The organism is Janthinobacterium sp. J1-1 (assembly GCF_030944405.1).
GTDB lineage: Bacteria > Pseudomonadota > Gammaproteobacteria > Burkholderiales > Burkholderiaceae_D > Janthinobacterium.
Genome location: NZ_CP132339.1, coordinates 2,111,946 through 2,136,343, shown reverse-complemented (window position 1 = coordinate 2,136,343; position 24,398 = coordinate 2,111,946). Strand labels below are relative to the sequence as shown.

Here is a 24,398-nt window from a genome sequence, read left to right as displayed (position 1 = left end):
CCTTTTATGCGGCCAGAGCGCCGCGAATTTGTTGGACACAGCCAAGTAGGCAGAAGAACGCCAGCACGCCGTTGATGAACGTCATAAACACATTAAATGGTCCGCATACATCCATTTCCACCGACGCAGTGCCCGATGGGTTGTCGAGCCTTGGATTAACGCAAACGGCGGTCGGGATATTCGGTATGAAAGACCACTGGAAACTCATGCCAGTATTAATGAACGACTTCGAGTAGTCATCCCATGAGGTACGGTTGTCCTTGTACGCCTTTTCGGTAGTGGTCATGGAGCTGTCAGCGGCCATGTTCACCTCACAGCGTGGTTGCGAACTGCCACCGCAAGCAGTGGGTACGGTTTGCGCCGATGCCGACAGGGCTGCCAGCGCGAAGACTAGGAAGATGAGAAAACGGGTCATGGTCATGTCTTAATAGCGTTCTGTACCTGCCTTACGCACCCATACACACAGGCAATAGCCAGCACGGCGTTAAGAAAAAACGTAAATTTACTGAAGCCACCACAAATGTCCATTTCGACAGGGCCACCGGTGACAGGGTTACGAAGGGATGGATTGACGCAGGCCGTGGTAGGAATCTGTGGGATGAACGACCACTGGAATTTATTCGGGTCGATGTTATCCATCTTTCCCTTTAAGCCCGTGTTGGCCTGATCGATACTGGCGCGCGAGGCAGCGTCCTTTTCCAGCATGTCTGCGTTAGTGCTGTGGTCTAATTTGCTCGGACACCTCGATAGGTGGAAAATACACCACCTGAGGAGTTAGACATGACAACAAGAAAACGAAGAGTATTCGATGCCAGCTTGAAGCTGGAAGTAGTGCGCATGATCAAGGAACAGGGTCAGAGCGTCCAAAACGTCAGCGAGACCATGAGCATCGGCCAGACGGCGATCCGGCGCTGGTTGACGCAATACAGTGCTGAACAGAACGGCCAGCCAGGCATCGGAAAACCGCTCACCGCCGAGCAACAAAGGATCCGGCAACTGGAGCAGGAAAATCAGCAACTGCGCCAGGACGTCACCATCTTAAAAAAGGCATCGGCCTTCTTTGCCCGCGAAATGAAATGATTTACACGGTCATTCGTCAGCTGCAAAAGGAGGCCTTGCCTGTGCAGAAGAGCTGTGATTTGCTGGCCGTCAGCAGGTCGGGTTTTTACACGGCACAGCACCGTACCGCCAAGCCTGCATCCTGCAAAGCGAGCATCCATCTGAAAGCGGCATTCATGGCCAGCCATCAGAGCTACGGAAGCCGGCGACTGGTCACGGCCATGGCCAACGCGGGTGTGCGCATCGGGCGTTACAAAGTACGCCGGCTGATGCGCCAGGCGGCCTTGAAGCCGGTCTGGAAGCGTAAATTCGTACACACAACGGACAGCAAGCACGGCTTGCCGGTGGCCGCCAATGTGTTGAACCGGCAGTTCAATCCGGCCGCACCGAATCTCGCTTACGTCAGTGACATCACTTACATTCGGACTGGCGCAGGATGGCTGTACCTGGCCACGGTTCTCGATCTGTATGCACGCAAAGTGGTCGGCTGGGCCATGGCGCCGAGCATGCCCGCCCAACTGGTCTGCGATGCCTTGAGCATGGCGATCGGACAGCGGCGGCCAGCCCCGGGATTGATCGTCCATTCGGATCGCGGCAGTCAATATGCCAGCGCGCTGTACCAGGAGATGCTTGAGCGGCACGGCTTCGTTTGCAGTATGAGCCGTAAGGGGAATTGTTGGGATAACGCCGTCGCAGAACGCTTCTTCCTGAATCTGAAAATGGAGCGTGTGTGGCAGCGCCAATATGCCAACCATGCCGAAGCAAAAGCCGATATTACCGACTACATCGTCGGTTTCTACAACTGCAAGCGTCTCAATTCAGCATTGGGCAATCTGCCACCCACCGTCTACGAACGGAAAATGGCAACACGTGAACCTATCGTTGTGTCCGAAATTACTTGACCACCACAGCCCAAGCCGTTGTTCGGATCAGGTGGTGGCGTGACAGTGGTATGGACGATGACGTATCCCCCGGTACCTGGATCGTAAACGCCAGTGTCAAAACAAGTCTTGCCACCATTCGCCTTGTTAATACAGACATCAAATCCGTTACCAGCGTTAGCCTTAACGTCGATGCTCGACTTGCCATCAGAACCTGGCACGCTCAGGCTAGAAGTGGACTCTATACCAGCACAGCCTGGATTGGCGGGATCGGTCATTATCTGCTTGGTAGCAGGGTCAAACAGCATCTCGCAGGTAGTGTCCAACGGCTTCTTAACCTCGGTAGCATCGGTAAGACTGCACCGATAGTTGCCGTTGACGTCCTTGCCACTGCCCGTGTAGCCCGAGTCACAGGCTAGCGTCACGTCGGTGGCTTGGTCGTAGAGGTAGGCGATGCTCACGTACTTGTAAGATGCCCCGGTGCAGCAGTCGATGACTGCCGTGTTGATGTACTTGCCGCCGTTGTACTGCCGGAGGTATTGCTCGTTCGCCCGGATCGCCGTCACGCAATCGGACGTGGCCGCGCAAGTGGTGTGCAGGGCGATGAACGGTATCGCCTTGGGCGGCGCAGGGGCCTTCTGCGGCACGACCTCGATGCCGGTCACCGGACCGCTGCGAGACACGGAACCGTTGTACTGCGCGAGCTGCACGGCGGGATCGACGCCAGCGACGCCGACGTTGGACTCGCGTGGGGCCTGCGTCAACACGCCAATGTCGCCGGGGCCGATCGGCACGCCGGGAATGCCCTGAGCGGTAGGCGGCGGGCCTTTGCCCGATGCCGCGATGGTCTGCTTGGGCGTCACATCGCGCTTACCCGGTGCAGGGTCGTTGAACTTAGCCGGATTAGGATTCTCGCGCTTGGCATCTGGTTGGAGGTTAACCGTGAGGGAAGGCTTGGGCAATTGCGCGGCGGGAATGGGCGTCTTGGTCGTACATGGCGCGCTAAGCGCAAACTTGTTGCAGTCCCACCAGAACAGTGCTGCAAGGATGCCGACCTGCCCGACAACCAGATCGGTAACGAGCAAATTGGAACCAACCAGCAGCCAAGGAATAATCAGCGGCACGATGGCCCGGGTGCTCCGAATCGGCACGACAATGAGGGATGCCGATATGAACGAGACGGCGAGGATTTTTTTAAACGAGGCCATTTGTGCACTTGCCATAAAAACGGCCAGAGTCGCTAAACGCTGGCCTAAAGGATCTATCGGGGCGAGACCGTTTAACCGGCTTTACTGAATGCCTTTTTCATCATCTTGATGCCCCAGAAGCCGCCAGCAACCAACACAGCCACCGCGAACGCAGCACTGATGTAGGTGGTAGCCTGAGCAGACAGCGCGGTGATTGCATCGACGCCAGGATCGGCGGCTTGAGCGAACGAGGTGGCGGAAGCAGCAAAAGCACCGACAGCTACCAAGCCTTTTTTGATATTTGCGTTCATGTGAAATCTCTTTCAGGAGAGCCGTTAATAAAACCCCGGTTTGGCAACGCCGGGGAGTGCTACGAAATAATTAATATGACAAGTCCATAGAGTTAATCAAGCGATTCTATTGCCTGACGTGCAATCCGCCGAATAGACCCACCTGCATAGCCGAGGCCGAAGGCGGTAAGGCAGTAGCCAACGATTTGGTAGACGGTCATTTGTGGTCGAACCAGCGGTGAACGATGTACTTAAAAAGATAAACCCCGCCGACGAAAAGTACGGTCAATAGCAGAATCGGCCAAAGGGATTTAAGGAGAACGCTCATTCGCCCCCCTTTCGGCATCGCAACCAAACTCCAATTTTCCAAAATGACAAAAAATAAACCATACGAATTTATAAAAAATTACGCCAATAATTCCTGCGATCCAAGAAAGTATAATTTGGTAAGCAAATGCGCTTTTAAACCACTTAATATCAGCAGTCAACATCGTCATCCCAGAAACCCTAGCCATTAAAATCACAAAGAGGGTGGAAACGACAACAACCCCCAAGAAAAATGTTGGCGAATTAACTTCGTAATTTTTCTTGCCATAGATTTCTTGCGCCAATTTTCTTTCTGGCATTGGAAGAGAATCAATACGCATAAATTGAGACATCGATTTTTCATAACGAAAAAAAAATGTACCAATAAATCCAGCAAAACCGGAACAAAATATATTGATACCCATTAATACATACATGGCTTCAAATTCGACGGGGCTTATCGTCATCGTTGCCCCCCGGCAATCCAGCCCAAGGAGAAGATGACGACTACGGCAATAGCCAAAAAAAATTCCGGTGTTACTGAATCCATTTACACACCTCCGCACATAGGACCTGCGATACGAAATATCCTTCGTGACAGTTCACAGAGGCGGTATCGCAAGCTTCGTCATACCCGTCAAATTGGCCTGCTTCATGAAGCCATCGAGTAAATCCAACGTCGCCCTGGATAGGAAGCAAAAAGCATCCGGACTCCTCATCTTGGACTACAAACTTAACCGCAACCTCATGCGGCAACATGCTTGGCACCGGGCATAGCAGCCTTGGCTGCCTCAACCGGACGCAGCGAATGAATTACAGTTTTTTGGAGCTTGCCGTTCGTGACGATTTCCATTTCGGCCAACGCCATGAAAGGAAACGCATCGGCGAGGTGCTTGTATTTCTGGTACTCGTCTGCTTTACCGAGGCCATACTCTGCGCAAGCAGTTCCCATGGCAGAGTCCTTGCTGTTGTCCAGCGCTGTCTCAACATACACTTTGGTGCTGTCGTAAGACTGGCCGTTCTCCATGGTGCCCTTGCTGAACTTCATGCCGGTGACTTTGAGGGTTGAGCTAAATTTCATTGGATATCCTTATTTTTTTGGCCTATTCAAAACCGTGTTCTCCGTTAGGCCGGAAGACGGAGACGGATTTAATAAAAATAAATGGAGGGATGTATACCGGTTGCTCCTTATGCATTGGAACCGGTCCACTATCAGCAAAACTGAGAAACGGTTTAAGTCGCTTTGGAAAAGCGTTTTCGTCCTCATTGGTAATCAGATCGAGCGTTTCCTTGTCCCCGAACAGCGCCCGAAAGACACGGATATATTTACCGTACTGGCGCTTCGTCACAGCGATAGAGTCATCCACCGTAATGTGCTGGGCGCGCGCCTTCACTTCCATGCGGGCAGGCGTTTCGGCGGTGGCAAATTTTGCCAGGCATGGATATGCGCCAACAAAAAATGAGCTTGGATCAAGCAACACATCGGGACGAATAATCGTGTTCGTGTTCTTAAACTCAATTTCGCAGCGGCACCACAGAGACAGCTTGTCGCCCTCCTTCTTGCCCTTTTCATAGAAGCGGCAATATTTGCTGGAAGTGCGCTGGCCTATCGTCAAAGTACGTCCCTTTCCGCTAGGACGTTTCCAGTTTCCAATCTCTTGAATCTCAGGAGGTCGTCCACCTTTTTTAAAACTGTATCCGTTATCCCACCACTGTTGCTCTGCCCAATCGACTGACAGGTAAGAGCCATCAAAGTCATCGTGTGCAAGATCGATGCGGGAAATGGTGGGCCTGATAGCCGTCTTAGTGAGGAAGTCATATAGCCTCTTTTCCCATCCCGCTACGGCGTTTAAACACCCTTGGCCAGTCAACGTAATCAACATTGTCGAGCGCTGCCCACCGAAGCAGACGAAGCCCATATCGTCACCAAGTACCCAGGAATCACGGTAAAAGTTCATGCGCTTGCCACGATTAGACGTTATGCCAAAACCAAAAATTTTCTCAAGCTGCCGGCTGGCTTCAACAATGATCTGATCGTCAGAAATCAATTGCTCACGCGCAGTCCTGAACCAAGTGTCTTCCAGCACCGAAAAATTGATCCAGTCGATCACGCAGGTCTGAGCGGCAGAAGGACGACGAACCATTACCGACTTAATCTTCCCGCTATCGGTCATCACCAGTTCGACTTCGCCCAAATCTTCGTCACAGATGCTCGACCATGCTGCCGATTCGGCGCCCTCTAAGTTTTCCCCCATTTTATTAATGGGGGGGCATTCGGTGGCGCTTACATACGCTATTTTCGGCACTAACCGGGCGTTTTCGGCACTCGCGCTGCTCCGCACCGGCAGCGCTGGCGCGCTGTCGGCACGGTCAGCGCGACCTGGCGAAGTCTCGCCGACGCCATGCATTTGTGAATTAAGGACACGGGGTCGCGTCGAACAGCCAGAAGCTTCGGCGTATGGGTTGTACGTATTCTTAAGCACGCGCGTTACCAAAGAATGACGTGGCGGCCTCATGCCTTCTCTCCGTTCTCAGAATGCACAAATTGAGCGACGCCTTGCATCGTTAAAGCAAACGCAAAATCAGCTTTACCGAGAGGAGAAAATTTAGTCACAACGAGAACTCCTGGCCACGTTGCGCGGCATGTATGCGAACAGCCTCAACATTCACGAAGACTCTCTTGCCGATGGTTACCTGCGGCCAATAGCCTCGCTCACACTGACCGACTAAAACGCCAAGTGGTAGGCCAATAGCAGACGCAAATGCTTCGCGCGTCATCAGTGGCACTGGAATCGACTGGAAATTTACTTGAGAATTGACCATAATGACCCTAACATTCGCCCAAAACGTACTCTTCTGAGTACTAATGGTACGCACATTAATACCATAGGTACCCAATGTCAAGCTTAAAAACCATTTTTGATAGATTTCAGGCACTTATTAGTGCCAAAACGCATGAGGCACGTCGCTTCAAGGAACTGGAGGAGGTATCTGGAATCGCCGCAGTCAGCTGGCGGAAAGCATTCACGAAGGGGCAACGCCCTACTGCTGAGATGATAGAAAGTGTAAGCAAGGTATGGCCAGAGTATGCATTTTGGCTAGTAACCGGCACGCCTGATCCAGTCGCAGGTCACATTGGCATCTCAACCAACAAGGACGAAACGCTCGAGTATTTGGGGTTGTGGACGGACAAAACATCACCCTATTCCAGTCGATTTTTCAGAGAAGTAATTTCCGAGAGAGAAATCATTGACCAACGTACTGACGACAAAGGGGATGGAGGGATATCTAGCGCGGAAAGAACGGCCATAATCGGCACGGAGGAAATGCGCTTTAAAGAAATTGAACATCGGATCGCAAGCTTTAGGCAGGCGCGAAAGGCAGAGGAATATCCTGAATCGGAGGAGAGCTACCTAAACAATCTTCCCGATTTCAAACAGAGGGTCGGAAAAACAGATGGCGATCAAAAAAAGTAACAGTGGATGGTTAGTGGACTCTCAACCGAATGGCAGAGGCGGAAAGCGCTTTCGGAAGACATTCAAAACACAGGCCGAGGCAAAGGCCCATGAGGCTTGGCTAAAGTCCCAGGTAACTCAAGATGCAGATTGGGCACCGAAAAAGAAAGATCTAAGAAAGCTATCTGCGCTGATCAGCCTATGGTTCGATTACCACGGCACTGGACTCAGTTCCGGGGTGGATACCAAGCAACGATTGCTCTCAATGGCGAACGCGATAGGTGATCCCATTGCCAGCAATTTTAGTGCAAGTATGTTCGCACAGTATCGAACAAAACGGCTTGAAGCAGGTCTGTCTGCGAACAGCATGAACCGAGAACATGCATATCTACGCTCTGTTTTCAATGAATTAGCAAGGCTGTAAGCGTCGTCCCACCGCCGTCTACCCTTGAGCATCGCACGATGCCATGATTGAATTTGGGACACAAATTGGTTGTGTCCACAAATTTATTTATGGACACAATCATTCAACCAGTTGCAATTAGGGCGAAACGCGGGCCGTATCGCCGTCACAGCGATGAATTCAAGCGTGCCGCTGTCGCACGTACGCAGGTCGATGGCGCCTCTGTCTCGCTGATCGCCCGCGAACTCAAGATCAACACCAATCAGTTGTTCAGTTGGCGCAAGCGTTTCGGTGACCAGGCGCTTGCCGGCGGCAATGCGCCAAGCCAGCTGGTGGCCGTCACAGTGCTCGACACCTTGCCCGCAAGTGCACCGGTCGCCAGCGTCCCGCCCGGCGTGATCGTGCTCAGCGTGGGCCAGGCCCAGCTGCGTCTGGAAGGCCAGGTCGACGCGACCACGCTGACGCTGTTGCTGGCGCGGCTACTGCCATGATCGGTTTGCCAGCAGGCACGAAGATATGGCTGGCCGCCGGCGTCACCGACATGCGTGCAGGCATGAACGGGCTGGCCGTCAAGGTGCAGGCGGCGCTGGCCGAAGACCCGTTCAGCGGCCACGTGTTCGTGTTTCGGGGGCGGCGCGGCGACATGCTCAAGGTGCTATGGTGGAGTGGTGATGGCCTGTGCCTGCTGTCCAAGCGGCTTGAGCGCGGGCGCTTCGTCTGGCCGCAGGCCGCCGACGGCAGTGTCGCCCTGACGCAGGCACAGCTGTCGATGCTGCTCGAGGGCATAGACTGGCGTCGGCCAGAGCGTACCTGGCGCCCGACAGCGGCCTTGTAAACGTCACGAACCTCGCGTAAACTCGGCCCATGCTCAACCCTGCCGACCTGCCCAACGACATCGATGCCCTGAAGGCATTGCTGTGGGCACGCGAGGTCGAAGTGGCGGGTTTGAAAGCGCAGTTGAATACCCGCGCCGCCGAGATCGAGCATCTGAAACTGCAGATCGCCAAGCTGCGGCGCATGCAGTTTGGCCGCAAGTCCGAAAAACTCGACCACCAGATCGAACAACTGGAGTTGCAGCTTGAAGACTTGCAGGCCGACGACGCCGAGGCCGAACGGGAGATGCCGGCAGCGGACCAGGCGCCGCGCAAACGGGCGGCACGCAAGCCTTTGCCCGAGCATCTGCCGCGTGATGAACAGCGCTACCTGCCTCCCGATGAAGCCTGCCCGTCCTGCGGCGGCAAGCTGCATCAACTGGGCGAGGACGTGGCCGAGCAACTCGAGTTCGTGCCGGCCAGCTTCCGCGTGATCCGTCACGTGCGCCCGAAACTGGCCTGCGGCGGCTGCGACGCCATCGTGCAGGCGCCGGCGCCAAGCCGGCCGATCGCCCGCGGTATCGCCGGTCCGGGCCTGCTGGCGCATGTGCTGGTGGCCAAGTTCGCGGATCACCTGCCGTTGTACCGGCAGTCGGTGATCTACGCACGCGAGGGTGTCGAGCTGGACCGGGCCCTGCTGGCCAGCTGGGTCGGCGCTGCCAGTGCGCTGCTGCGCCCGCTGGTCGAAGCGATCCGTCAACACGTACTGGCTGGCACCAAACTGCATGCCGATGACACGCCGGTACCAGTGCTCGCGCCTGGCAACGGCAAAACCAAAACCGGGCGGCTGTGGACTTACGTGCGTGATGATCGGCCAGCTGGCGACAACACGCCGCCGGCGGTGTGGTTCGCCTACTCGCCTGATCGTAAAGGCATCCATCCGCAAAGCCACCTGGCCCAGTTCAAGGGCGTGTTGCAAGCCGATGCCTACGCCGGCTTCAACGCGCTGTACGACAACGGCGATATCCACGAGGCAGCCTGCTGGGCGCACGCGCGGCGCAAGTTCCACGACCTGCATGCCGCACGGCCATCGCCGCTGACCACCGAAGCGCTGCGGCGCATCGCCGAGCTGTATCTGATCGAAGCCGAAATCCGTGGCAAACCGCCGGACCAGCGCAAGTCAGTGCGGCAGACAGAAGCATGCCCCTTGCTCGATGACCTGGAGCGCTGGCTGCGCACGTCTCTGGAAAAGCTGTCCCGCAAGTCGGACACGGCAGCGGCCATCCTGTATGCCCTGAACCTGTGGCCGGCCCTGACGCGCTACTGCGACAACGGCGCCATCGAGATCGATAACTCGGCAGCCGAACGGGCATTGCGCGGTATCGCCATCGGCCGGCGCAACTACCTGTTCGCCGGCGCCGACAGCGGTGGCGAACGGGCGGCCGCGATCTACTCGCTGATCGGCACCGCCAAGCTCAATGGTATCGACCCCGAAGCCTGGCTGCGCCATGTGCTGGCCAACATCGCCGATCATCCGGTCAACCGGGTTGACGCCTTCCTGCCCTGGAACTGCACCGCGCAGCTCCCTTCAGCCTAAACAACACGCCGCTTCCCAGCGGTGTGAGGCCATCATCTAGCAAATCAACACCCAGTTCAAGACGGCGCTGGCTTTACGCTTACGCAAGGCTAGGCTACTGGACGGCAGAAAATCCATTGGGGAAATTACGACAGTTCAAGGTGCAACAAACTGAACTTTCATATCTAACCTACCAACAGATAGAAAAACTGTTGCCCCCTATGTCAGGATAGATGTCGCGTCACTTGAATCACTTTAATCCATCCGGGGGCGGAGCAAAGACGTACAGTGAATCAGTATCCAGCAGAACGCAAGGAAGCCATTCTTCGGCAGATGATGCCGCCGGAGAACAGGCCGGTGTCGGCCCTGGCGAAGGAGAATGGCATCTCGGAACAGACACTTTATACTTGGCGACGAAATCTACAGTCTCAGGGAGTGCCGGTGCCGGGAAATGGAAAGAATGCCGTCGTGTGGTCGTCGGCAGATAAGTTTGGGGTGGTGCTGGAAACGGCACGCATGAACGAGGCCGAACTGGCTCAATACTGTCGGGGCAAAGGCTTGTTCGTCGAACAGGTTGCCGACTGGCGCGAGGCTTGCCAGCAGGCCAATGAAGCGCCGGCCGAGCGCAACCGGGAACTGCGCGAGCAAGGCAAAAGCGACCGCAAAGAAATCAAGCAATTGAAGAAGGATTTGCAGCGCAAAGAGAAGGCACTGGCAGAGGCAGCGGCGCTGATCATTCTCAGAAAAAAAGCACAGGCGATCTGGGGGGAGCCCGAGGACGATTGATCGGCACCCCAGATCGCCAGCAGGTGATGATATTGGTTGAAGAAGCCGTTGACGGCGGGTGTCGGCGTGCGCAGGCATGTGGTGCGCTGGAGATCAGCCTTCGAACCTATCAGCGCTGGATGCTCGACAGTGATGGCAGCCAGGCCGACGGGCGCAAAGGCAGCCGCCGCAGGGCGCCGGCCAACAAGCTGAGCGAAGAGGAACGCCAGCAGATTCTGACGGTTGCCAACAGCCCTGAATTTGCCAGCAGTCCGCCTAGCCAGATCGTGCCGACCTTGGCTGACCGGGGCGAGTATCTGGCATCAGAATCGACCGTCTACCGGATCTTGAAAGAAGAGAAGCAGCAGCATCACCGCGGTCGGGCGAAGAAGCCCAGCACAAGGGTCGTCACGAGCCACTGCGCAATCGAACCGAACCGCTTGTGGGCGTGGGACATTACCTGGTTGCCGACCGGTGTGCGGGGTTTATATTTTTACTGGTACATGGTTCTTGACGTCTACAGCCGCAAGATCGTCGGGCATGAAGTGAACATCGCCGAGTCGGCGGAAATGGCCTCGCTGCTGATGCGCAAAGCCAGTCTGGCAGAGGGACTGGCCGGGCGTGAGGTGGTGCTGCACTCGGACAATGGCAGCTCGATGAAAGGCTCCACAATGTTGGCGACGTTGGAAAAGCTGGGGATCATGCCGTCGTTCAGCAGGCCCCGTGTGAGCAACGACAATGCCTACGCCGAGTCGCTGTTCCGGACCTGCAAATACCGGCCGAACTATCCGAGCAAGCCGTTTGAAAGTATCGAAAAGGCGCGGCAATGGACGCTGTCATTTGTGCAGTGGTACAACCATCAGCACAAGCACAGCGGCCTGAAATTCGTGACGCCTGCGCAACGCCATGATGGCCGGGACGGAGCGATCCTCAAGCACCGCAAGCAGGTCTACGAGGCCGCCAAGCAACGTCATCCAGAGCGCTGGACCGGGACTACGCGGGATTGGGAATTGAACGATGAGGTCTGGCTGAATCCGGAGCGGAAACCGCCAGAGGAATTAAGAAAAGCTGCATGACTTGACGCGACATCTTTGTTGACAACTACCGGTTGCTAGAATTAAACATTGCACAAAACCCGCATGTTCACTTGGTGACCCGAGTGTGTTTGAGTACTGGCGCTCGCTGGAGCGAAGCGGAAGAGTTACGCTCAACACAAGTAAGAGATGGGCAAATTCAATTTGCTAAAACGAAGTCTGGCAAAGTACGGTCAGTTCCAATTTCGAAGGAATTGCAAAGCGACCTTGAAACACATTTCAAGGTACACGGGGATGGAGCCCGAATATTTGGCTATGCGTATTCTGCGTTTCGGGAGGGCATTAAAAGAACCGGAATCGAACTTCCGGACGGTCAGCTTACACACTGCCTTCGGCATTCTTTTGCCAGTCATTTCATGATGAACGGCGGCAACATCTTAGTCTTACAACGTATTCTTGGGCATGCAAGTCTCACAATGACAATGCGCTATGCACACTTGGCCCCAGAGCATCTACAAGAGGCAAAACACCTAAACCCATTGGCTAAGCCTAAAGCAGCTTGAGTCTTTAAAGCTGGCCTCCCAAGAGCGCTAGCTAAACGATAAAACTCGGTTGACACTTTGTTGACAGTAGAAATACAAAAGGACTTAGGTTTGCACCTAAGTCCTTGATTTAATTGGTGGGCCTCCCGTGAGTCGAACACGGCACCAACGGATTATGAGTCCTTATCATCATGCAACATTAGATAACAACAGCTAACAATACAAGCACTTAAAGCTCGTTCTCTAACTATACGTGTTTGTTATCTAACTACTTGGTTGAACCTCCGTTGAACCTTCACTCAACTACAACGTCCTTTAACTGAGGCACAGACAACTTCTCAAATAACTCGATTAATTCATACAGCCTCGTACTTGGATTAAAACCACCGTCTTCCCCAGCATGTTTAATTACTTTCTTCGCATAACGTTTTGCATCATCTAGCTTTGGGAATAGCTCCATAAATAAATTACTGCCAGAAGATTTATCATAATCTGGAATAAGATTCTTCAACTCAGAAACCATTTGATCACCCGGCGATTTTCCTGGTAACGCGTTAAATGCCTTCCTACTATAACCAAAGTGCAAAACATACCAATATTCCATACATGGGTGAGATGAAATAACCGTCACATTTTCCACCTTAAAAGCTAGAGCTAATGCCTCATCATAATTCAGGTGAGTGTCGCGATCGATTGCACAAAATACATTATCGTAATTATTTTTCTGACTTATTGCCTCAACAACTATTCCTTTTGGATCAGTTTTTCCACAGTGAGACACCTTAATTGAAACATGAACTCTATAGTATCGAGTTGCATCCTCTATATAGCGTTTTCCAGACTTTGAATCTTCGCAAATAATTAATATCTTAGGTTGCGTCTTTAGCGTTGAACCTTTGCGAGAAAATGATGTGGCATTTTTGATCTGGCGCACCATATTCATCCTTTACGTAAATTTGGCAACGAGCGATAACGGCCTTCAAAATAACGTTTTTCAATATCTTCGCTCTCACGGCCCTCAAATTCGTAAACCGAACGGAGCTTAGTGGCGCCATTCATATCTCGCTCTGTTAGCCATATTTGATCACGCCTAAGTAACTTTGTATCCATCAAATGGGTATCGTGAGTTGTAAAAATAAGCTGAGTGACTTTGGCCCTTTTCAAAAACCTTTCAATTAGATTTGCAACTATTTCTGGATGCAAACTACTATCTAATTCATCAATCCCCATAACTGAAAAAAATTCAGTATCATTTTCTATAAGACCCCATGGCAGATAAAATCCGAATAAATTCTTAGTTCCTTCAGATTGCTCGTCATAATCAAATTCAGCGTCCCCTAATGCTGTCCGATGCGTAAAAGTTGTAGTCGAAGATGTACTTTTTTTATTTTTAGATGTTGGTTCAGAATTTATTGATGCTAAAAGGTTATTTAACGGCTCTTCAGATATAAATTCCGTACGAACAGAAGTCACAGGAACATCTATTTCTTGCAAAAAACTTGCAATTTCTTGAGCAAAAACTGGATTGTCTTTCACCAAGTTCTTGCCAGAATTTGCTAAATACTCCATTTTAGTACCCACAATAAAAAGTTTATTCTTTAACCATTGAAATGGAAAAGATAACTGTTTAATTTCCTCACTGCTATTTGCAACTGCTTGAGCTAAAAACAAAGTAGTCGGATTAGTCAAGCGCGTCCAAATCTGATGCAACTCGCTTCCGCCCTCTAATTTCTCCGAAAAAACGTACTCCTCACCACATTCTTCACTATATTTCCTATCATATAAAGTTACAGCTTTACCATCGGGAAAAAATATTAGACGCTCTTCGAAAATTCGATTAGATGTCGCTGAAAAGTTGAATTGATAACGAATCTTATTATTTATAAAATGATATTCAAATACGCTAGGAGAGTGAGCTAGATTCTTATCAAAACGAAAAGGTTTTACTGGAACTAAGTTAGCTGGGGACGTTTGAACCATAGTAGGAACTATGTTCAATGCCATTAAAAGATTGCTCTTTCCAGAAGCATTGGGGCCGTAGATAGCAGCAACTTTAAGGAGGTCAGGCAGCTTCTCACCCACCACCTCTGGACTAAACACATTACCACGCCGGTGCAGGCGCGGCGCAGCAACCATGGAGAAGGTTTCCTTCTCCCGAAAAGAACGGAAGTTGCTGACTGAGAATTCGATCAACATAGAGAGGTCTCACTAAGGGTTATTTGACCTGTCGATTATGAAGGAGTTTGCAATGATCTGCAGTTTTTCTGCAGCACATTTGATTAGTATAGGGTTTATGGTCTCAATATGCTGCCAAGAAAGCAAGATATGGGCAGATTTAGAGGTATCTACTGCAGAAAAACGGGTTTATCCCTGGGCTATTCAGCCACAGCGCTGGTTACTGAACTATTGATTAAGTACAGCTGAAGAGGAAGGTTCCCGGTAAATGTTAGCTTAAGTAAGCACAGACTAAACTGCCAGTTGCCGGCTGGCATCGTCGCTGGCCGGGACGACCGGCCAAAACGCTCCTACATGCCACCGTGCGGCAAAAAGGGTTCCGCTGCGCTCCAGCCCTCGCGGGCCTCAAATCGCCCTTTTCCCACAGCTCAACCTGTACAGCGAGTCTTCCAAACAAATGGATTTGGGCAGCATGTGTCAGGTCAAGCGTTCAAGCCAACGCAGCTGGACGGGCGTAATGATGAAGGTAGTACCGTTATTGTCCTGCTTGAAGGCGAATCCGTAGCGGAAACCTGTTTCGTCCGGAATCCAGAAGACAACAGGTGGTTGACGAAAATCACCCTCCCACCCTTCAGCTGCTGCTGCCTCACGGGCTGCCTTCCAATCGGAAAGGAAATCCTCCAGGGAAATCCCATCCTCATAGTATGCATCAACGTCATCACGCCCCAATTGCAGAGCAGCATGCTCACTACCAAGTTTCCGTGCCACAGCCTCAACGCTTTGAAGGTGCTCCCAGTTCCAATCAATCGGACTTACCGCGTATACGATCCAGCTCATTTACTTTACCTTTAAAATTTTCACTGGCACATTGCTAGCAGAGTGAGATAAAAGATCCAGTCGTGACCTTCATACAGGTCATGGTAGACCCTCGAAAGGCCAGACGTAGATGCCGATTTTCAAACAATTTCAACTATTTGCACAGTATTTAGTTAAATTTCAAACAATTTCTCTGCATATCAGTTTATTTCCAAATATTTCATGGCTAAATCACCGATCTACTGACGCTGCCAGGATTAACATCAACTCCGTAGAATCAGACTGATCCCCGTGTCCAAACGGCAAACCTAACAAGGTAACCTTGGTATGTGTAGTCTTGGATGAGTTAAGACCACCTAGTACAACGACTTCTCCATCGTCAAGCAACTGGACAGTTTGAACCTCACGCTTGCTGAGAGTAGGACTCCCGTTCACACCGTTGGTCGTAGCAACAAACGAAGACACCTGCGCTTTAATGACGGCCTCAACACGTGATCCGCCCGGGCCACGCACGACACGAGGAACGACATCGAGGATAACACCTGATGGGCGATAAACAACCGCTTGCGAAGTATTGCCCTTGTTGTCCAGCTGGATGTCACCTAGGGTCGGAACGTCTTCACCGGTAGTGATGCTAAATCGCTCACCCGAATAAACAGTGCCGGAAGGGGCAGCGATCTGCTTGAATCGACTGTCACGCTTGATAGCGTCAACAACCGCCGAAAAATTCGCACCCTTAAGCGAAATGGCAGCAGCCGAGGATGGAGTCCCGAGAGTGACGCCCAGTTGCGAACCGAGGACGTTGGCCAAGACCGACATGCCAAAACCGTCGCGGCCGGTGCTGGTCACTTCCACAAAGGTGGCATTGATCTTAACGCGACCGGCGACGGTATCGATTTTCTCAAGAAGCGAATTTAGCTTGTCCATATCCTCAGTATCAAGCTTGAAGACGACCACAGGACCGGAAACGTGGCAGGCACCTGGTGAAAACATAGCGCCAACAAACGCACAGATGAACTCCCCGGTACGCGCCACAGGCGTGTAAACCTCGTATTCTTTTCTAACAATAAGAGCGGTGGATACTGGTTGCAGGCCACCAAACGCTACCGGAAGCGGTGAATCAAGGCCCACTGGCATAACAGGTGCCGACATACCTTGCAGCGGCTGTGGGGCCGCTAACGATTTAGGAGCGAGGTAGACAACACCGCCGGTCTCACGCTGCGCCACTCCAAGCTGATCGAGAAAACCGACGAGGAAAGGCAACAATTCAGATTCCTCGACAGAAATACGAACCGACACCTTCTTGCCCTGAGCCATCAGCTCTGGCGTCTGAACGTAATTCTTGTGAAGTACCTCGCCATAGGTTGCGTCGAGAAATTTATTAAGGTCCACCTTGGAGAAGTTAAAAGCGATGGGCTTGGCGGTGACCGACAAAGCGGTCATAGTGAATATAGCAGCCACGATGAAATTTTTCATGTCAGTCCTTTTTGTAAATCCATTTGGAGCCGACCTTGACACGAATGCCTCCATCGTCCCTCGCGAAGTCGGTAGTACGCATCACCCTGCCATCGCTGAGGTACGCGACAACAACGTTATCGAGAAACATCACGCCATCGATCGAGATCGAGTTGTCCACGTCACCCGCTTTGAACTGATTCAACGTGGCAGAGCCATGCTTGATAAGATCATTTTGACTGCCCTTATAGAGCCACCAACTGGCCGACCAGCTGAACAAAGCGCCGATGAAAAGAGCAGAACCGACGTACGTGGCTGCGATGGCTTTCGCGATTTGGAATTTGTTCATTGAATGTCCCACGAGAGAGTAAGGTGCCAAATACGAGAATCGTCCTGGCGACGTAGCGGCATCGAATTTCTGCTCAGTGTCGTATGCCTTATACAGTCCAGTGCCACGGAAGAACCAGCGGTCAACGACGGGGTCGCGCTGGCCAAGGCCATACCGAACAATACCGACATGAATTTTCGGAGGTCGAATATTGAAGCCGGCAAGCTTGCCAAGCAGCCCGACGAACGGGATAGCAAGCCGGTCCATACGCTTGCAGGTGACAAGATGTTCACCGAAGGCGTCGCGTATCTGCTTGTCGAGCATGCCCTCAGTCTGGACGATGATGTACACGTGCCAGCGAAGTTTGCGCGCATGCTTGAGCCAATCGATCATTCCTTGTCGTGACTTGTCAGCCCACTCACGAGCATTGAAACTACCGGATGCCTCGTCGAGCACGATCATGCCGAATTTATCTTCATCAGCAAACGATTCGGAGCCACGTCCAAGTGCATCAAGATCAGCAAGCGAGGGTAAATCAGGAAGGCGAGTGAGCGAAATTCTGCGGCAGTCTACCGGCAGCATTTTTTCGACAAAGATATCAAGGTTCGTGGCGACCCGACGACCATTTAGAAGCGCTTCCTTGATCTTCGAAACGCATATCAAGCTCTTACCGCTTCCAAGTTTTCCAGTAACAATGTAGAAGGCCATTTAACATCCAAACGAGTAATTATTAGCCATAGCGTCACTCATCAGTTCTCTGGTGTATGAGAGTAAGAAGGGCATCAACAACGCTGACACTCTTAGTTTCCCCAAGTGCAATGAAGCAGCGGCGAACATCCAGCATTGTGTATTCGAGCTTATGCAGCTGTTGAAGACGAATTTGCATGTCTGTTATTCGAGCGAAGGATTGGTAACTCATTCCTTCACCAAGACGTCCACTAAATAAGATAATTGCCATAAGCGACTCCAATGAAAATTAGTAAGTACAGGGATTAGCTTTACCGCCCACCTCCCTACACATCTGAAACAGCATGGATTGAGCAATGCATCCATGCTTCCACCTAACGGCCTGCAGACTCCCAGAAAAGGCCGACATAGAACGTGGAGCGGTCGTAAACCCACCGAGTTATCTCCGCGCTGAAAATGACGGATATGCAAACGGAAACATGCACGGGCCAGAGCACAGCAATAGCGAATGAGATTGAATAGTCACTGATCGCATATTGAACGGCTGTTATGAGGGCAAAGATGGCAGTGAAAAAAGCTGCTGCCAATCCACCGAGAAAAGTAATAAGTGCTATGACAAGCGAAAGCCGCTTGCCAAGATACTTAACGAAAAACTCGAAAAGACTTCCAAGAAGGCCGATGAAGAAGCTGCCGAAAAACTGCATAATTACCTCCTAGCGACGAGCTGGCCGCGTGACGATTTTGAACAAATGCAAGGCTGTGAAACAGTAGGCAAGGAACGATATTGCCTGCTGCATCATAGATATGTACTTACACCACTCAATCACGAAAACCATGCCGAGAACGTTGTACGAAAGAGAGCTACATGCAATAGGCTGGATAGGGATAACCCAGTTCCAGCTGAACGGTGTGGGCATGTGCGACTGGATCGCACCGAGAACTCCATCATGTGCAGCCTGAACGTTTGCAATTGAAGTATCGGTGTTAGCGGTCTTACCATCGAGGCCAGAATCGTCAATTCCGCACTTGACCTGCGATGTCCCACCGCATGAACCGCCAGAAGATGTGCCGGTGCCGGTGCCAGGGCCAGTGCCAGTGCCAGTGCCAGTGCCAGTGCCAGTGCCGGTGCCCGTACCAGTGCCACTACCGCCTCCGATATCACCAGGAATGCCACCTGTGCCACTAGTGGTCGTCTGGCCAGGATAGCCACCAATGCCTGGGTTATAAGAACCAGTCTGGACGCACTTCCAGGCCCCATCCGGCTGTGTCTGACAAATATTGAATCCGCCATTAGCCGTAGGTTTGGCGCTCATCTTCTCGCCAGTAGCCGATGATGGGGAATTGAGACCACCGCTGGATGTGAGGGAATCTTTAAGGCCGTCACAGTTTGGGTTGGCAGCATCGAAATCAAAGGTCTGCGTTCCAGCGCTATAGAGCACTTCGCATGTTGTCGTAGAGGGTTTCTTGACATCAGCTGGCGCCGTCAAATTGCACGTTCCGGAGGATAGTGTGTAGCCAGCCGGGCAGGTGTAAGGAACGGTCTCTGACTTGGAATATAACGTATATGACTTGCCCTGCTGAGCCCCCGATGTGAAGGTCCAGGTCATGTAAACCGTGTAAGGTGTGCCCGGTGCGGCCTTACTAGACGGAGTGAGATATGTGATTTTTTGAACAGTAGCCCCGCTGGGCGTACCATAGGTCGTAACCGGATTATCCATGCTCTGGTACATCATTGCATCTGCATTCCATCCGCCAGAAGCAGGCGAATAAAGCGAATTCTGTGCAATGGTATTTTTGGGCGTCACATCACGAGATCCGCCTGACGGATCATTGAAGACTTTAGCATCAGGATTCTTGCGAGTGGCATCAGGGTTGAGCTTAACTACAATTGGTTTCTTGCCAAAGGCATTGTCTACGGCGGCGGGGTCGATGGCAGGCGTTGTAGCCTTGCACGCACTGAGCGACGTGAAGCCGTTGCACTCGTACCAGAGCCAACCGCTGATCACGCCAAGTTGCGCCATGACCAGATCGGTAATAAGCATGTTGGTGCCACTGATCAGCCAAGCAGCAGCGAAAGCCGGAAGAATCGCATGCGCCAATGGGGCGACGAAAACGAAACAAAGGACTAGGGCTACTAGCCGTTTTTTACTAAACAGTGGCACGCGCATATTGAACCGCCTTAGATTTTGGCGATGAAGCGTTTGAACAGCTTGATGACTACCATCAGGCCGATGACGACGCCAACAACCGGAAACACGGTGTCGAAAATGCTCTTACCATCTGCGGAAATCGATGCAACCGTAGTCGCTACAGCAGCAGGTACTTCAGCCATTGCAGAGCCAGCCGAGGCAATCGACAGAACAACACCAGCGATCAACTTGTTTTTCATTTGAATATCATCCATGTTTAAATTTGCTCAAGAAACCTGCGGAAATAGTTGACAATGAAGCCGCAACAAAAACCGCCGGCATAGACGGCGAGCAATAAACCGCCTAATTCAATTGCGTCCTGCGCACTCATCTGAGGCTCAACCCGGCCTGAAAGCCAAGTGCCCAGATAACCACGCACGACACGACCAGCGCGATATCCTGAATCGGATAATCAGAAAGCATGGATCCCCCCTGCAGATCCCATATCTGGTAAAACTTCGGTCACGAAAAAACCCTCATGACAATTCAGAGCGGCCGTATCGACAGCCTCAGCAAGGCCCTCAAATCGTCCCGCCTCATGTGCCCAAGGAGTGAAGGCCACATCACCTTTGCAAGGCATTAGAAACAATGCTGACTCCCGGTCCTGGACGATGAACTTTACTTCCGGCCTATGCAGCCACATTTTTGACACCCTGGCCGGAAGGCTTCGCAGGCTCGATTGGCTTCAATGAATGAACGATGGTCTTTTGCTTTGTGCCATTCGTGACAATCTCCATTTCGGCGATGGCCATGAAAGGAAGCGAATCAGCAAGGTGCTTGTACTTCTGGTACTCATCTGACTTACCCAGCCCGTATTCGGCGCACGCAGTACCCATGGCAGAGTCTTTGCTGCTGTCCAGCTCGGTCTCGACATACACCTTGGTGCTGTCAAATTCTGTGCCGTTATCCATCTTGCCTTTGGAGAACTTCATGCCTGTTACTTTGATGGTTGAGCTAAATTTCATTGGATAACCTTACGTTTTTCATGGCCTACGCAAAACCGTGTTCCCCATTGAGGCCGAAAGATGGGACGGTGTTAATAAAATGAAAAAATGACGGGACGTACGGAGGCGGCTCGACGTGAACGGGAGCTGGTCCGGTATCGGCAAAACTGAGGAACGGTTTGAGCCGCTTTGGAAAAGCGTTTTCGTCTTCATTGGTGATCAGATCGAGCGTTTCCTTGTCGCCAAACAACGCGCGAAAGACACGGATATATTTGCCGTATTGGCGCTTCGTCACAGCGATAGAGTCATCCACCGTGATGTGCTGGGCGCGGGCCTTCACTTCCATGCGGGCAGGCGTTTCGACAGTGGCAAACATTGCCAAGCATGGATATGCGCCGACAAAAAAAGAGCTTGGATCAAGCAACACATCCGGACGAATAATTGTGTTCGTGTTCTTAAACTCAATCTCGCAACGACACCACAAAGACAGCTTGTCGCCCTCCTTCTTGCCCTTCTCATAGAAGCGGCAATATTTGCTGGAAGTACGCTGGCCTATTGCCAGAGTACGTCCCTTACCGCTAGGACGTTTCCAGTTACCAATCTCTTGGATCTCCGGAGGTCGACCACCTTTTTTAAAGCTGTATCCGCCGTCCCACCATTGCTGTTCTGCCCAATCGACGGAAAGGTAGGAGCCGTCAAGGTCATCATGCGCAAGGTCAATGCGGGAAATAGTGGGTCTGATTGCCGTTCTCGTGAGGAAGCCGTGCAGGCGCTTTTCCCAGCCAGCGACAGCGTTCAAGCACCCTTGACCAGTCAACGTGATCAGCATAGTTGAACGCTGCCCACCGAAGCAGACGAAGCCCATACCGTCTCCAAGCACCCAAGAATCACGGTAAAAGTTCATGCCCTTTCCACGATTTGACGTTATCCCAAAGCCGAATATTTTTTCCAGTTGCCGGCTGGCTTCAACGATGATCTGGTCATCAGAAATCAATTGCTCACGCGCAGTCTTGAACCAGGTGTCTTCTAGAACCGAAAAATTAATCCAGTCGATCACACAGGTTTGAGCGGCAGAGGGACGGCGTACCATCACCGACTTGATTTTCCCGCTGTCAGTCATAACCAGTTCAACTTCACCTAGGTCTTCGTCGCAGATGCTCGACCAGGTCTCCGATTCGGTGCTTTCTAGGTTTTCCCACATGTTATTAATGTGGGAACCTTCGCTCGCGCTTACCTGCGCTATTTGCGGCACTAACCCGGCCGATTCGGCCTCTGCACCGATCCGCACCGGCAGCGCTGGCGCGCTGACGGAACGGTCGGTGCATGCGGCCGCAAGTTTGCCGACACCATAAATCCGAGACTTAACAGAACGGACTGCTGACACGCCACCAGAAGCATCTATGTAGCGCTGAGCATGCTCAGCAACGGATGAAATTTTTGAGGATGTTTTCGACATAACTTAGCTGAATTCCTTAGCAACACAACGTTGCACTAAGAGCGCAACATTGATGAGGCTGTACTTGCCGATTGACATGCACGGCACTAAGCCCTTGTTGCACCATCCTGTTATGACACCAACTGGAAGCCCGACCATCTCTGCGAACCGCTCTCGGCTCACCAACGGCGAAGATGTAGATGCGTCAAATCTGACAAGTTCACTGAATTGCGCCATAATTTCCTTTGAATAATTCATTGCGATGATACTGTATCAGCGCAAATGAACATTATCAGCTCAATGAAGATGTGTCAATAGGAGGAAGTGTGATTACAGATCGACTGTTGGAAATAATCGAAGCAGAGACGCAGCAGAGAAATCGCTTCAAAACGCTGGAAGACGCCACGGGGATAGCGAAAGATAGCTGGACAGCCGTTTGGCATAGACGGCAACGCCCCACTGCTGAAATGATCGAAGCTATTGCTAAACTCTGGCCAGACTATGCATTTTGGTTGGCATGTGGAGACACAGAACCAGAGCGGGGGCATGTCGCGCCGATCACCACTGCAGTGAGCTATCCAATCGTGAACGGTGTTCCGCAGCATTGGGCATCTGCGGAAAGAATATATAAACAAAAACTTCTTGACAAAGTGCCAGTAGAGCCGGTCGAAAAAGCTCTACGAGACAAGAAGATCAGGGACGAAGTATTCAAAGTTCGTGAGCGGCAAGTTATGCCAGCTGTTCAACTATGCTACGAGCGCATCATGCGCGCTCTAGGGCAAGAAAGCCGGGACGAATTGTTCTTGCTTGAATATGACAAAGAACTACGCAACATTCGACTAGAGCGCTGGAAAGCAGAGCTGAAATTGCAAAAAAGCATTTACATAGAGCGAACTCATCTGGGGGAAAGTGTGCAGGTTGAAGAAGTCTTGGACAAGCTGCTATCCATGATCAATTTACGTAAAAAATGAGACCCACAGCAAATAACTTTGGAGAACGAAAATGACAATTAAGCCTGTCAAGACTGGCTGGCAGGTAAATGTGCAACCTGGTGGGAGAAGTGGGAAACGAATCAAGAAAACATTCCCAACCAAAGCAGAAGCAATCGCCTGGGAGCGACACATACAAGCAAAGGTGCAAGAAGTCCCAGAGTGGGCGCCACCAAAGAAAGATGCACGACGACTTTCTGATCTCATCGACGTATGGCACCAGCACCACGGGTCCGGTCTAAAGGATGGAGCAGGACGGAAGCGCATATTGCTCGCAATGTGTGAAGCGATGGGGAATCCACGGGCAGATCAATTTACGCCCGATCAATTTGCTGAATATCGGATGAAGCGCATGGAAGCTGGCATCACTGCCAACACCATGAACCGTGAGCAAGCGTATCTGAGGGCTGTATTCAACGAAACGATCAGACTAGGCCATTGGAAGAAAGAGAACCCGCTGACCAAACTACGGGCCTTCAAAATTCAGGAAAAAGAATTGTCGTATTTGGAGCAGGGGCAAATAGTCACGCTACTAACGCAACTTGATAAATCTAGAAATGCACATGTCTCACTTGTGGCTAAGGTATGCTTAGCGACTGGCGCGCGCTGGGGAGAAGCGGAAAGCTTACGCTTAACCCAGGTTCGAAACGGCCTGATTCAGTTCGTGCAAACAAAGTCGAGCAAAGCACGGGCAGTTCCAATTACAGATGAACTCGAAAAATCATTAAAGACCCATCACGGGATCACCGGAGATGGCGAGCGATTTTTCACCACTGCCTATTCTGCATTTCGTGAAGCGCTGACTAAGGCTAAGCTTAAGCTCTCTGTAGGCCAACTCACACATATTTTGCGGCACACGTTTGCGAGTCACTTCATGATGAATGGTGGCAACATCCTGGCCCTACAGAAGGTCCTGGGGCATCACAGTTTGACGATGACAATGCGATACGCCCACCTGTCACCTGAGCACCTGCAGGAGACACGGCAGCTCAATCCACTAGCAAGGCTCAATCACGGTTGAACTTCCGTTGAACCTTTAACGAAACAGAATAAAAAATGTCCGCAGTCAA

At 51.7% G+C, this 24,398-nt stretch carries 28 protein-coding genes; 10 read left to right on the top strand and 18 right to left on the bottom strand.

Annotation, left to right across the window (positions count from 1 at the left end):
* Positions 1 to 4: 4 nt before the first annotated feature.
* Both Q8L25_RS09700 and Q8L25_RS09695 read right to left on the bottom strand, forming a co-directional pair.
* Complete coding sequence (locus Q8L25_RS09700; RefSeq protein WP_308924621.1) at positions 5 to 415, bottom strand: hypothetical protein; 411 nt, start codon at positions 413 to 415, stop codon at positions 5 to 7.
* Between the two features lie 2 nt (positions 416 to 417).
* Positions 418 to 705 (bottom strand): hypothetical protein, encoded by a 288-nt coding sequence (locus Q8L25_RS09695; RefSeq protein ID WP_308924620.1) that lies wholly within the window; start codon positions 703 to 705, stop codon positions 418 to 420.
* A gap of 75 nt (positions 706 to 780) precedes the next feature.
* Here Q8L25_RS09695 and Q8L25_RS09690 point away from each other — a divergent pair.
* Positions 781 to 1,961, top strand: a protein-coding gene (locus Q8L25_RS09690) for an IS3 family transposase (RefSeq protein ID WP_308920653.1) whose coding sequence is annotated in 2 segments (ribosomal slippage) — positions 781 to 1,051 and positions 1,051 to 1,961 — 1,182 coding nt in all. Because the reading frame shifts where the segments join, the coding sequence is not laid out codon by codon here.
* On the opposite strand, the gene Q8L25_RS09685 is transcribed toward Q8L25_RS09690, so the two are convergent.
* The 5 genes from Q8L25_RS09685 to Q8L25_RS09665 form a co-directional block, all read right to left on the bottom strand.
* Positions 1,907 to 3,148, bottom strand: coding sequence for a hypothetical protein (locus Q8L25_RS09685; RefSeq protein ID WP_308924619.1), 1,242 nt, complete (start codon positions 3,146 to 3,148; stop codon positions 1,907 to 1,909). The genes Q8L25_RS09690 and Q8L25_RS09685 overlap by 55 nt on opposite strands.
* A 71-nt stretch (positions 3,149 to 3,219) precedes the next feature.
* Positions 3,220 to 3,438 (bottom strand): major coat protein, encoded by a 219-nt coding sequence (locus Q8L25_RS09680; protein ID WP_308924618.1) that lies wholly within the window; start codon positions 3,436 to 3,438, stop codon positions 3,220 to 3,222.
* A 290-nt stretch (positions 3,439 to 3,728) separates the two neighbouring features.
* Positions 3,729 to 4,190: a hypothetical protein gene (locus Q8L25_RS09675; protein ID WP_308924617.1), complete on the bottom strand. Its 462-nt coding sequence runs from the start codon at positions 4,188 to 4,190 to the stop codon at positions 3,729 to 3,731.
* Positions 4,191 to 4,468: 278 nt separating this feature from the next.
* Positions 4,469 to 4,804 carry a hypothetical protein gene (locus Q8L25_RS09670; protein WP_308924616.1) on the bottom strand — a complete coding sequence of 112 codons (336 nt, stop codon included), beginning with the start codon at positions 4,802 to 4,804 and terminating at the stop codon, positions 4,469 to 4,471.
* Between the two features lie 22 nt (positions 4,805 to 4,826).
* The gene (locus Q8L25_RS09665) at positions 4,827 to 6,206 is read right to left on the bottom strand and encodes a replication initiation factor domain-containing protein (RefSeq protein ID WP_308924615.1); all 1,380 of its coding nucleotides are present in this window, start codon (positions 6,204 to 6,206) and stop codon (positions 4,827 to 4,829) included.
* 414 nt (positions 6,207 to 6,620) lie between these two features.
* On the opposite strand from Q8L25_RS09665, the gene Q8L25_RS09660 reads away from it, so the two are divergent.
* The 7 genes from Q8L25_RS09660 (at position 6,621) to Q8L25_RS09630 (ending at position 12,331) form a co-directional block, all read left to right on the top strand.
* Complete coding sequence (locus Q8L25_RS09660) at positions 6,621 to 7,199, top strand: hypothetical protein (RefSeq protein ID WP_308924614.1); 579 nt, start codon at positions 6,621 to 6,623, stop codon at positions 7,197 to 7,199.
* Complete coding sequence (locus tag Q8L25_RS09655) at positions 7,180 to 7,602, top strand: hypothetical protein (RefSeq protein ID WP_308924613.1); 423 nt, start codon at positions 7,180 to 7,182, stop codon at positions 7,600 to 7,602. The genes Q8L25_RS09660 and Q8L25_RS09655 overlap by 20 nt, the downstream gene beginning before the upstream one ends.
* Before the next feature lie 89 nt (positions 7,603 to 7,691).
* The gene (locus Q8L25_RS09650; RefSeq protein WP_308921039.1) at positions 7,692 to 8,072 is read left to right on the top strand and encodes a transposase; all 381 of its coding nucleotides are present in this window, start codon (positions 7,692 to 7,694) and stop codon (positions 8,070 to 8,072) included.
* Complete coding sequence (gene tnpB, locus Q8L25_RS09645; RefSeq protein ID WP_070346880.1) at positions 8,069 to 8,416, top strand: IS66 family insertion sequence element accessory protein TnpB; 348 nt, start codon at positions 8,069 to 8,071, stop codon at positions 8,414 to 8,416. The genes Q8L25_RS09650 and tnpB overlap by 4 nt, the downstream gene beginning before the upstream one ends.
* Before the next feature lie 29 nt (positions 8,417 to 8,445).
* On the top strand, positions 8,446 to 9,990 hold the full coding sequence (locus tag Q8L25_RS09640) for an IS66 family transposase (protein WP_308921040.1): 1,545 nt from the start codon (positions 8,446 to 8,448) through the stop codon (positions 9,988 to 9,990).
* 267 nt (positions 9,991 to 10,257) lie between these two features.
* Positions 10,258 to 11,810 (top strand): IS3 family transposase gene (locus tag Q8L25_RS09635; protein WP_308920467.1). Its coding sequence is split into 2 segments (ribosomal slippage): positions 10,258 to 10,723 and positions 10,723 to 11,810, totalling 1,554 coding nucleotides; the frame shifts between segments, so codons are not numbered across the junction.
* 74 nt (positions 11,811 to 11,884) lie between these two features.
* Entirely contained in the window at positions 11,885 to 12,331 is a 447-nt protein-coding gene (locus tag Q8L25_RS09630; RefSeq protein WP_374694296.1) for a tyrosine-type recombinase/integrase, read from the top strand.
* Between the two features lie 274 nt (positions 12,332 to 12,605).
* Here the strand turns inward: Q8L25_RS09630 and Q8L25_RS09625 are convergent, their stop codons facing one another.
* The 11 genes from Q8L25_RS09625 to Q8L25_RS09575 all read right to left on the bottom strand — a co-directional run bounded on the left by Q8L25_RS09625 (position 12,606) and on the right by Q8L25_RS09575 (position 22,360).
* Positions 12,606 to 13,247: an RloB family protein gene (locus tag Q8L25_RS09625; RefSeq protein WP_308924611.1), complete on the bottom strand. Its 642-nt coding sequence runs from the start codon at positions 13,245 to 13,247 to the stop codon at positions 12,606 to 12,608.
* A gap of 2 nt (positions 13,248 to 13,249) precedes the next feature.
* Positions 13,250 to 14,506, bottom strand: a complete 1,257-nt coding sequence (locus tag Q8L25_RS09620) for an ATP-binding protein (RefSeq protein WP_308924610.1) — start codon at positions 14,504 to 14,506, stop codon at positions 13,250 to 13,252.
* Between the two features lie 456 nt (positions 14,507 to 14,962).
* Positions 14,963 to 15,322, bottom strand: coding sequence for a hypothetical protein (locus Q8L25_RS09615; protein WP_308924609.1), 360 nt, complete (start codon positions 15,320 to 15,322; stop codon positions 14,963 to 14,965).
* A 210-nt stretch (positions 15,323 to 15,532) separates the two neighbouring features.
* On the bottom strand, positions 15,533 to 16,777 hold the full coding sequence (locus Q8L25_RS09610) for a hypothetical protein (protein ID WP_308924608.1): 1,245 nt from the start codon (positions 16,775 to 16,777) through the stop codon (positions 15,533 to 15,535).
* 1 nt (position 16,778) lies between these two features.
* Positions 16,779 to 17,792, bottom strand: a complete 1,014-nt coding sequence (locus Q8L25_RS09605; protein WP_308924607.1) for a zonular occludens toxin domain-containing protein — start codon at positions 17,790 to 17,792, stop codon at positions 16,779 to 16,781.
* A gap of 34 nt (positions 17,793 to 17,826) precedes the next feature.
* Positions 17,827 to 18,042, bottom strand: a complete 216-nt coding sequence (locus Q8L25_RS09600) for a hypothetical protein (RefSeq protein ID WP_308924606.1) — start codon at positions 18,040 to 18,042, stop codon at positions 17,827 to 17,829.
* A 103-nt stretch (positions 18,043 to 18,145) separates the two neighbouring features.
* Positions 18,146 to 18,475 (bottom strand): DUF5455 family protein, encoded by a 330-nt coding sequence (locus Q8L25_RS09595; RefSeq protein ID WP_308924605.1) that lies wholly within the window; start codon positions 18,473 to 18,475, stop codon positions 18,146 to 18,148.
* A 9-nt stretch (positions 18,476 to 18,484) separates the two neighbouring features.
* Complete coding sequence (locus Q8L25_RS09590) at positions 18,485 to 19,939, bottom strand: hypothetical protein (protein WP_308924604.1); 1,455 nt, start codon at positions 19,937 to 19,939, stop codon at positions 18,485 to 18,487.
* An 11-nt stretch (positions 19,940 to 19,950) separates the two neighbouring features.
* Entirely contained in the window at positions 19,951 to 20,175 is a 225-nt protein-coding gene (locus Q8L25_RS09585) for a major coat protein (protein ID WP_308924603.1), read from the bottom strand.
* A gap of 414 nt (positions 20,176 to 20,589) precedes the next feature.
* Positions 20,590 to 20,925: a hypothetical protein gene (locus tag Q8L25_RS09580; protein WP_308924602.1), complete on the bottom strand. Its 336-nt coding sequence runs from the start codon at positions 20,923 to 20,925 to the stop codon at positions 20,590 to 20,592.
* 25 nt (positions 20,926 to 20,950) lie between these two features.
* Positions 20,951 to 22,360, bottom strand: coding sequence for a replication initiation factor domain-containing protein (locus Q8L25_RS09575; protein WP_308924601.1), 1,410 nt, complete (start codon positions 22,358 to 22,360; stop codon positions 20,951 to 20,953).
* Positions 22,361 to 22,665: 305 nt separating this feature from the next.
* Here Q8L25_RS09575 and Q8L25_RS09570 point away from each other — a divergent pair, with 305 nt between their 5' ends.
* Both Q8L25_RS09570 and Q8L25_RS09565 read left to right on the top strand, forming a co-directional pair.
* Positions 22,666 to 23,310, top strand: a complete 645-nt coding sequence (locus tag Q8L25_RS09570; protein WP_308924600.1) for a hypothetical protein — start codon at positions 22,666 to 22,668, stop codon at positions 23,308 to 23,310.
* Positions 23,311 to 23,341: 31 nt separating this feature from the next.
* Positions 23,342 to 24,349: a tyrosine-type recombinase/integrase gene (locus tag Q8L25_RS09565; RefSeq protein WP_308924599.1), complete on the top strand. Its 1,008-nt coding sequence runs from the start codon at positions 23,342 to 23,344 to the stop codon at positions 24,347 to 24,349.
* Positions 24,350 to 24,398: the final 49 nt, after the last annotated feature.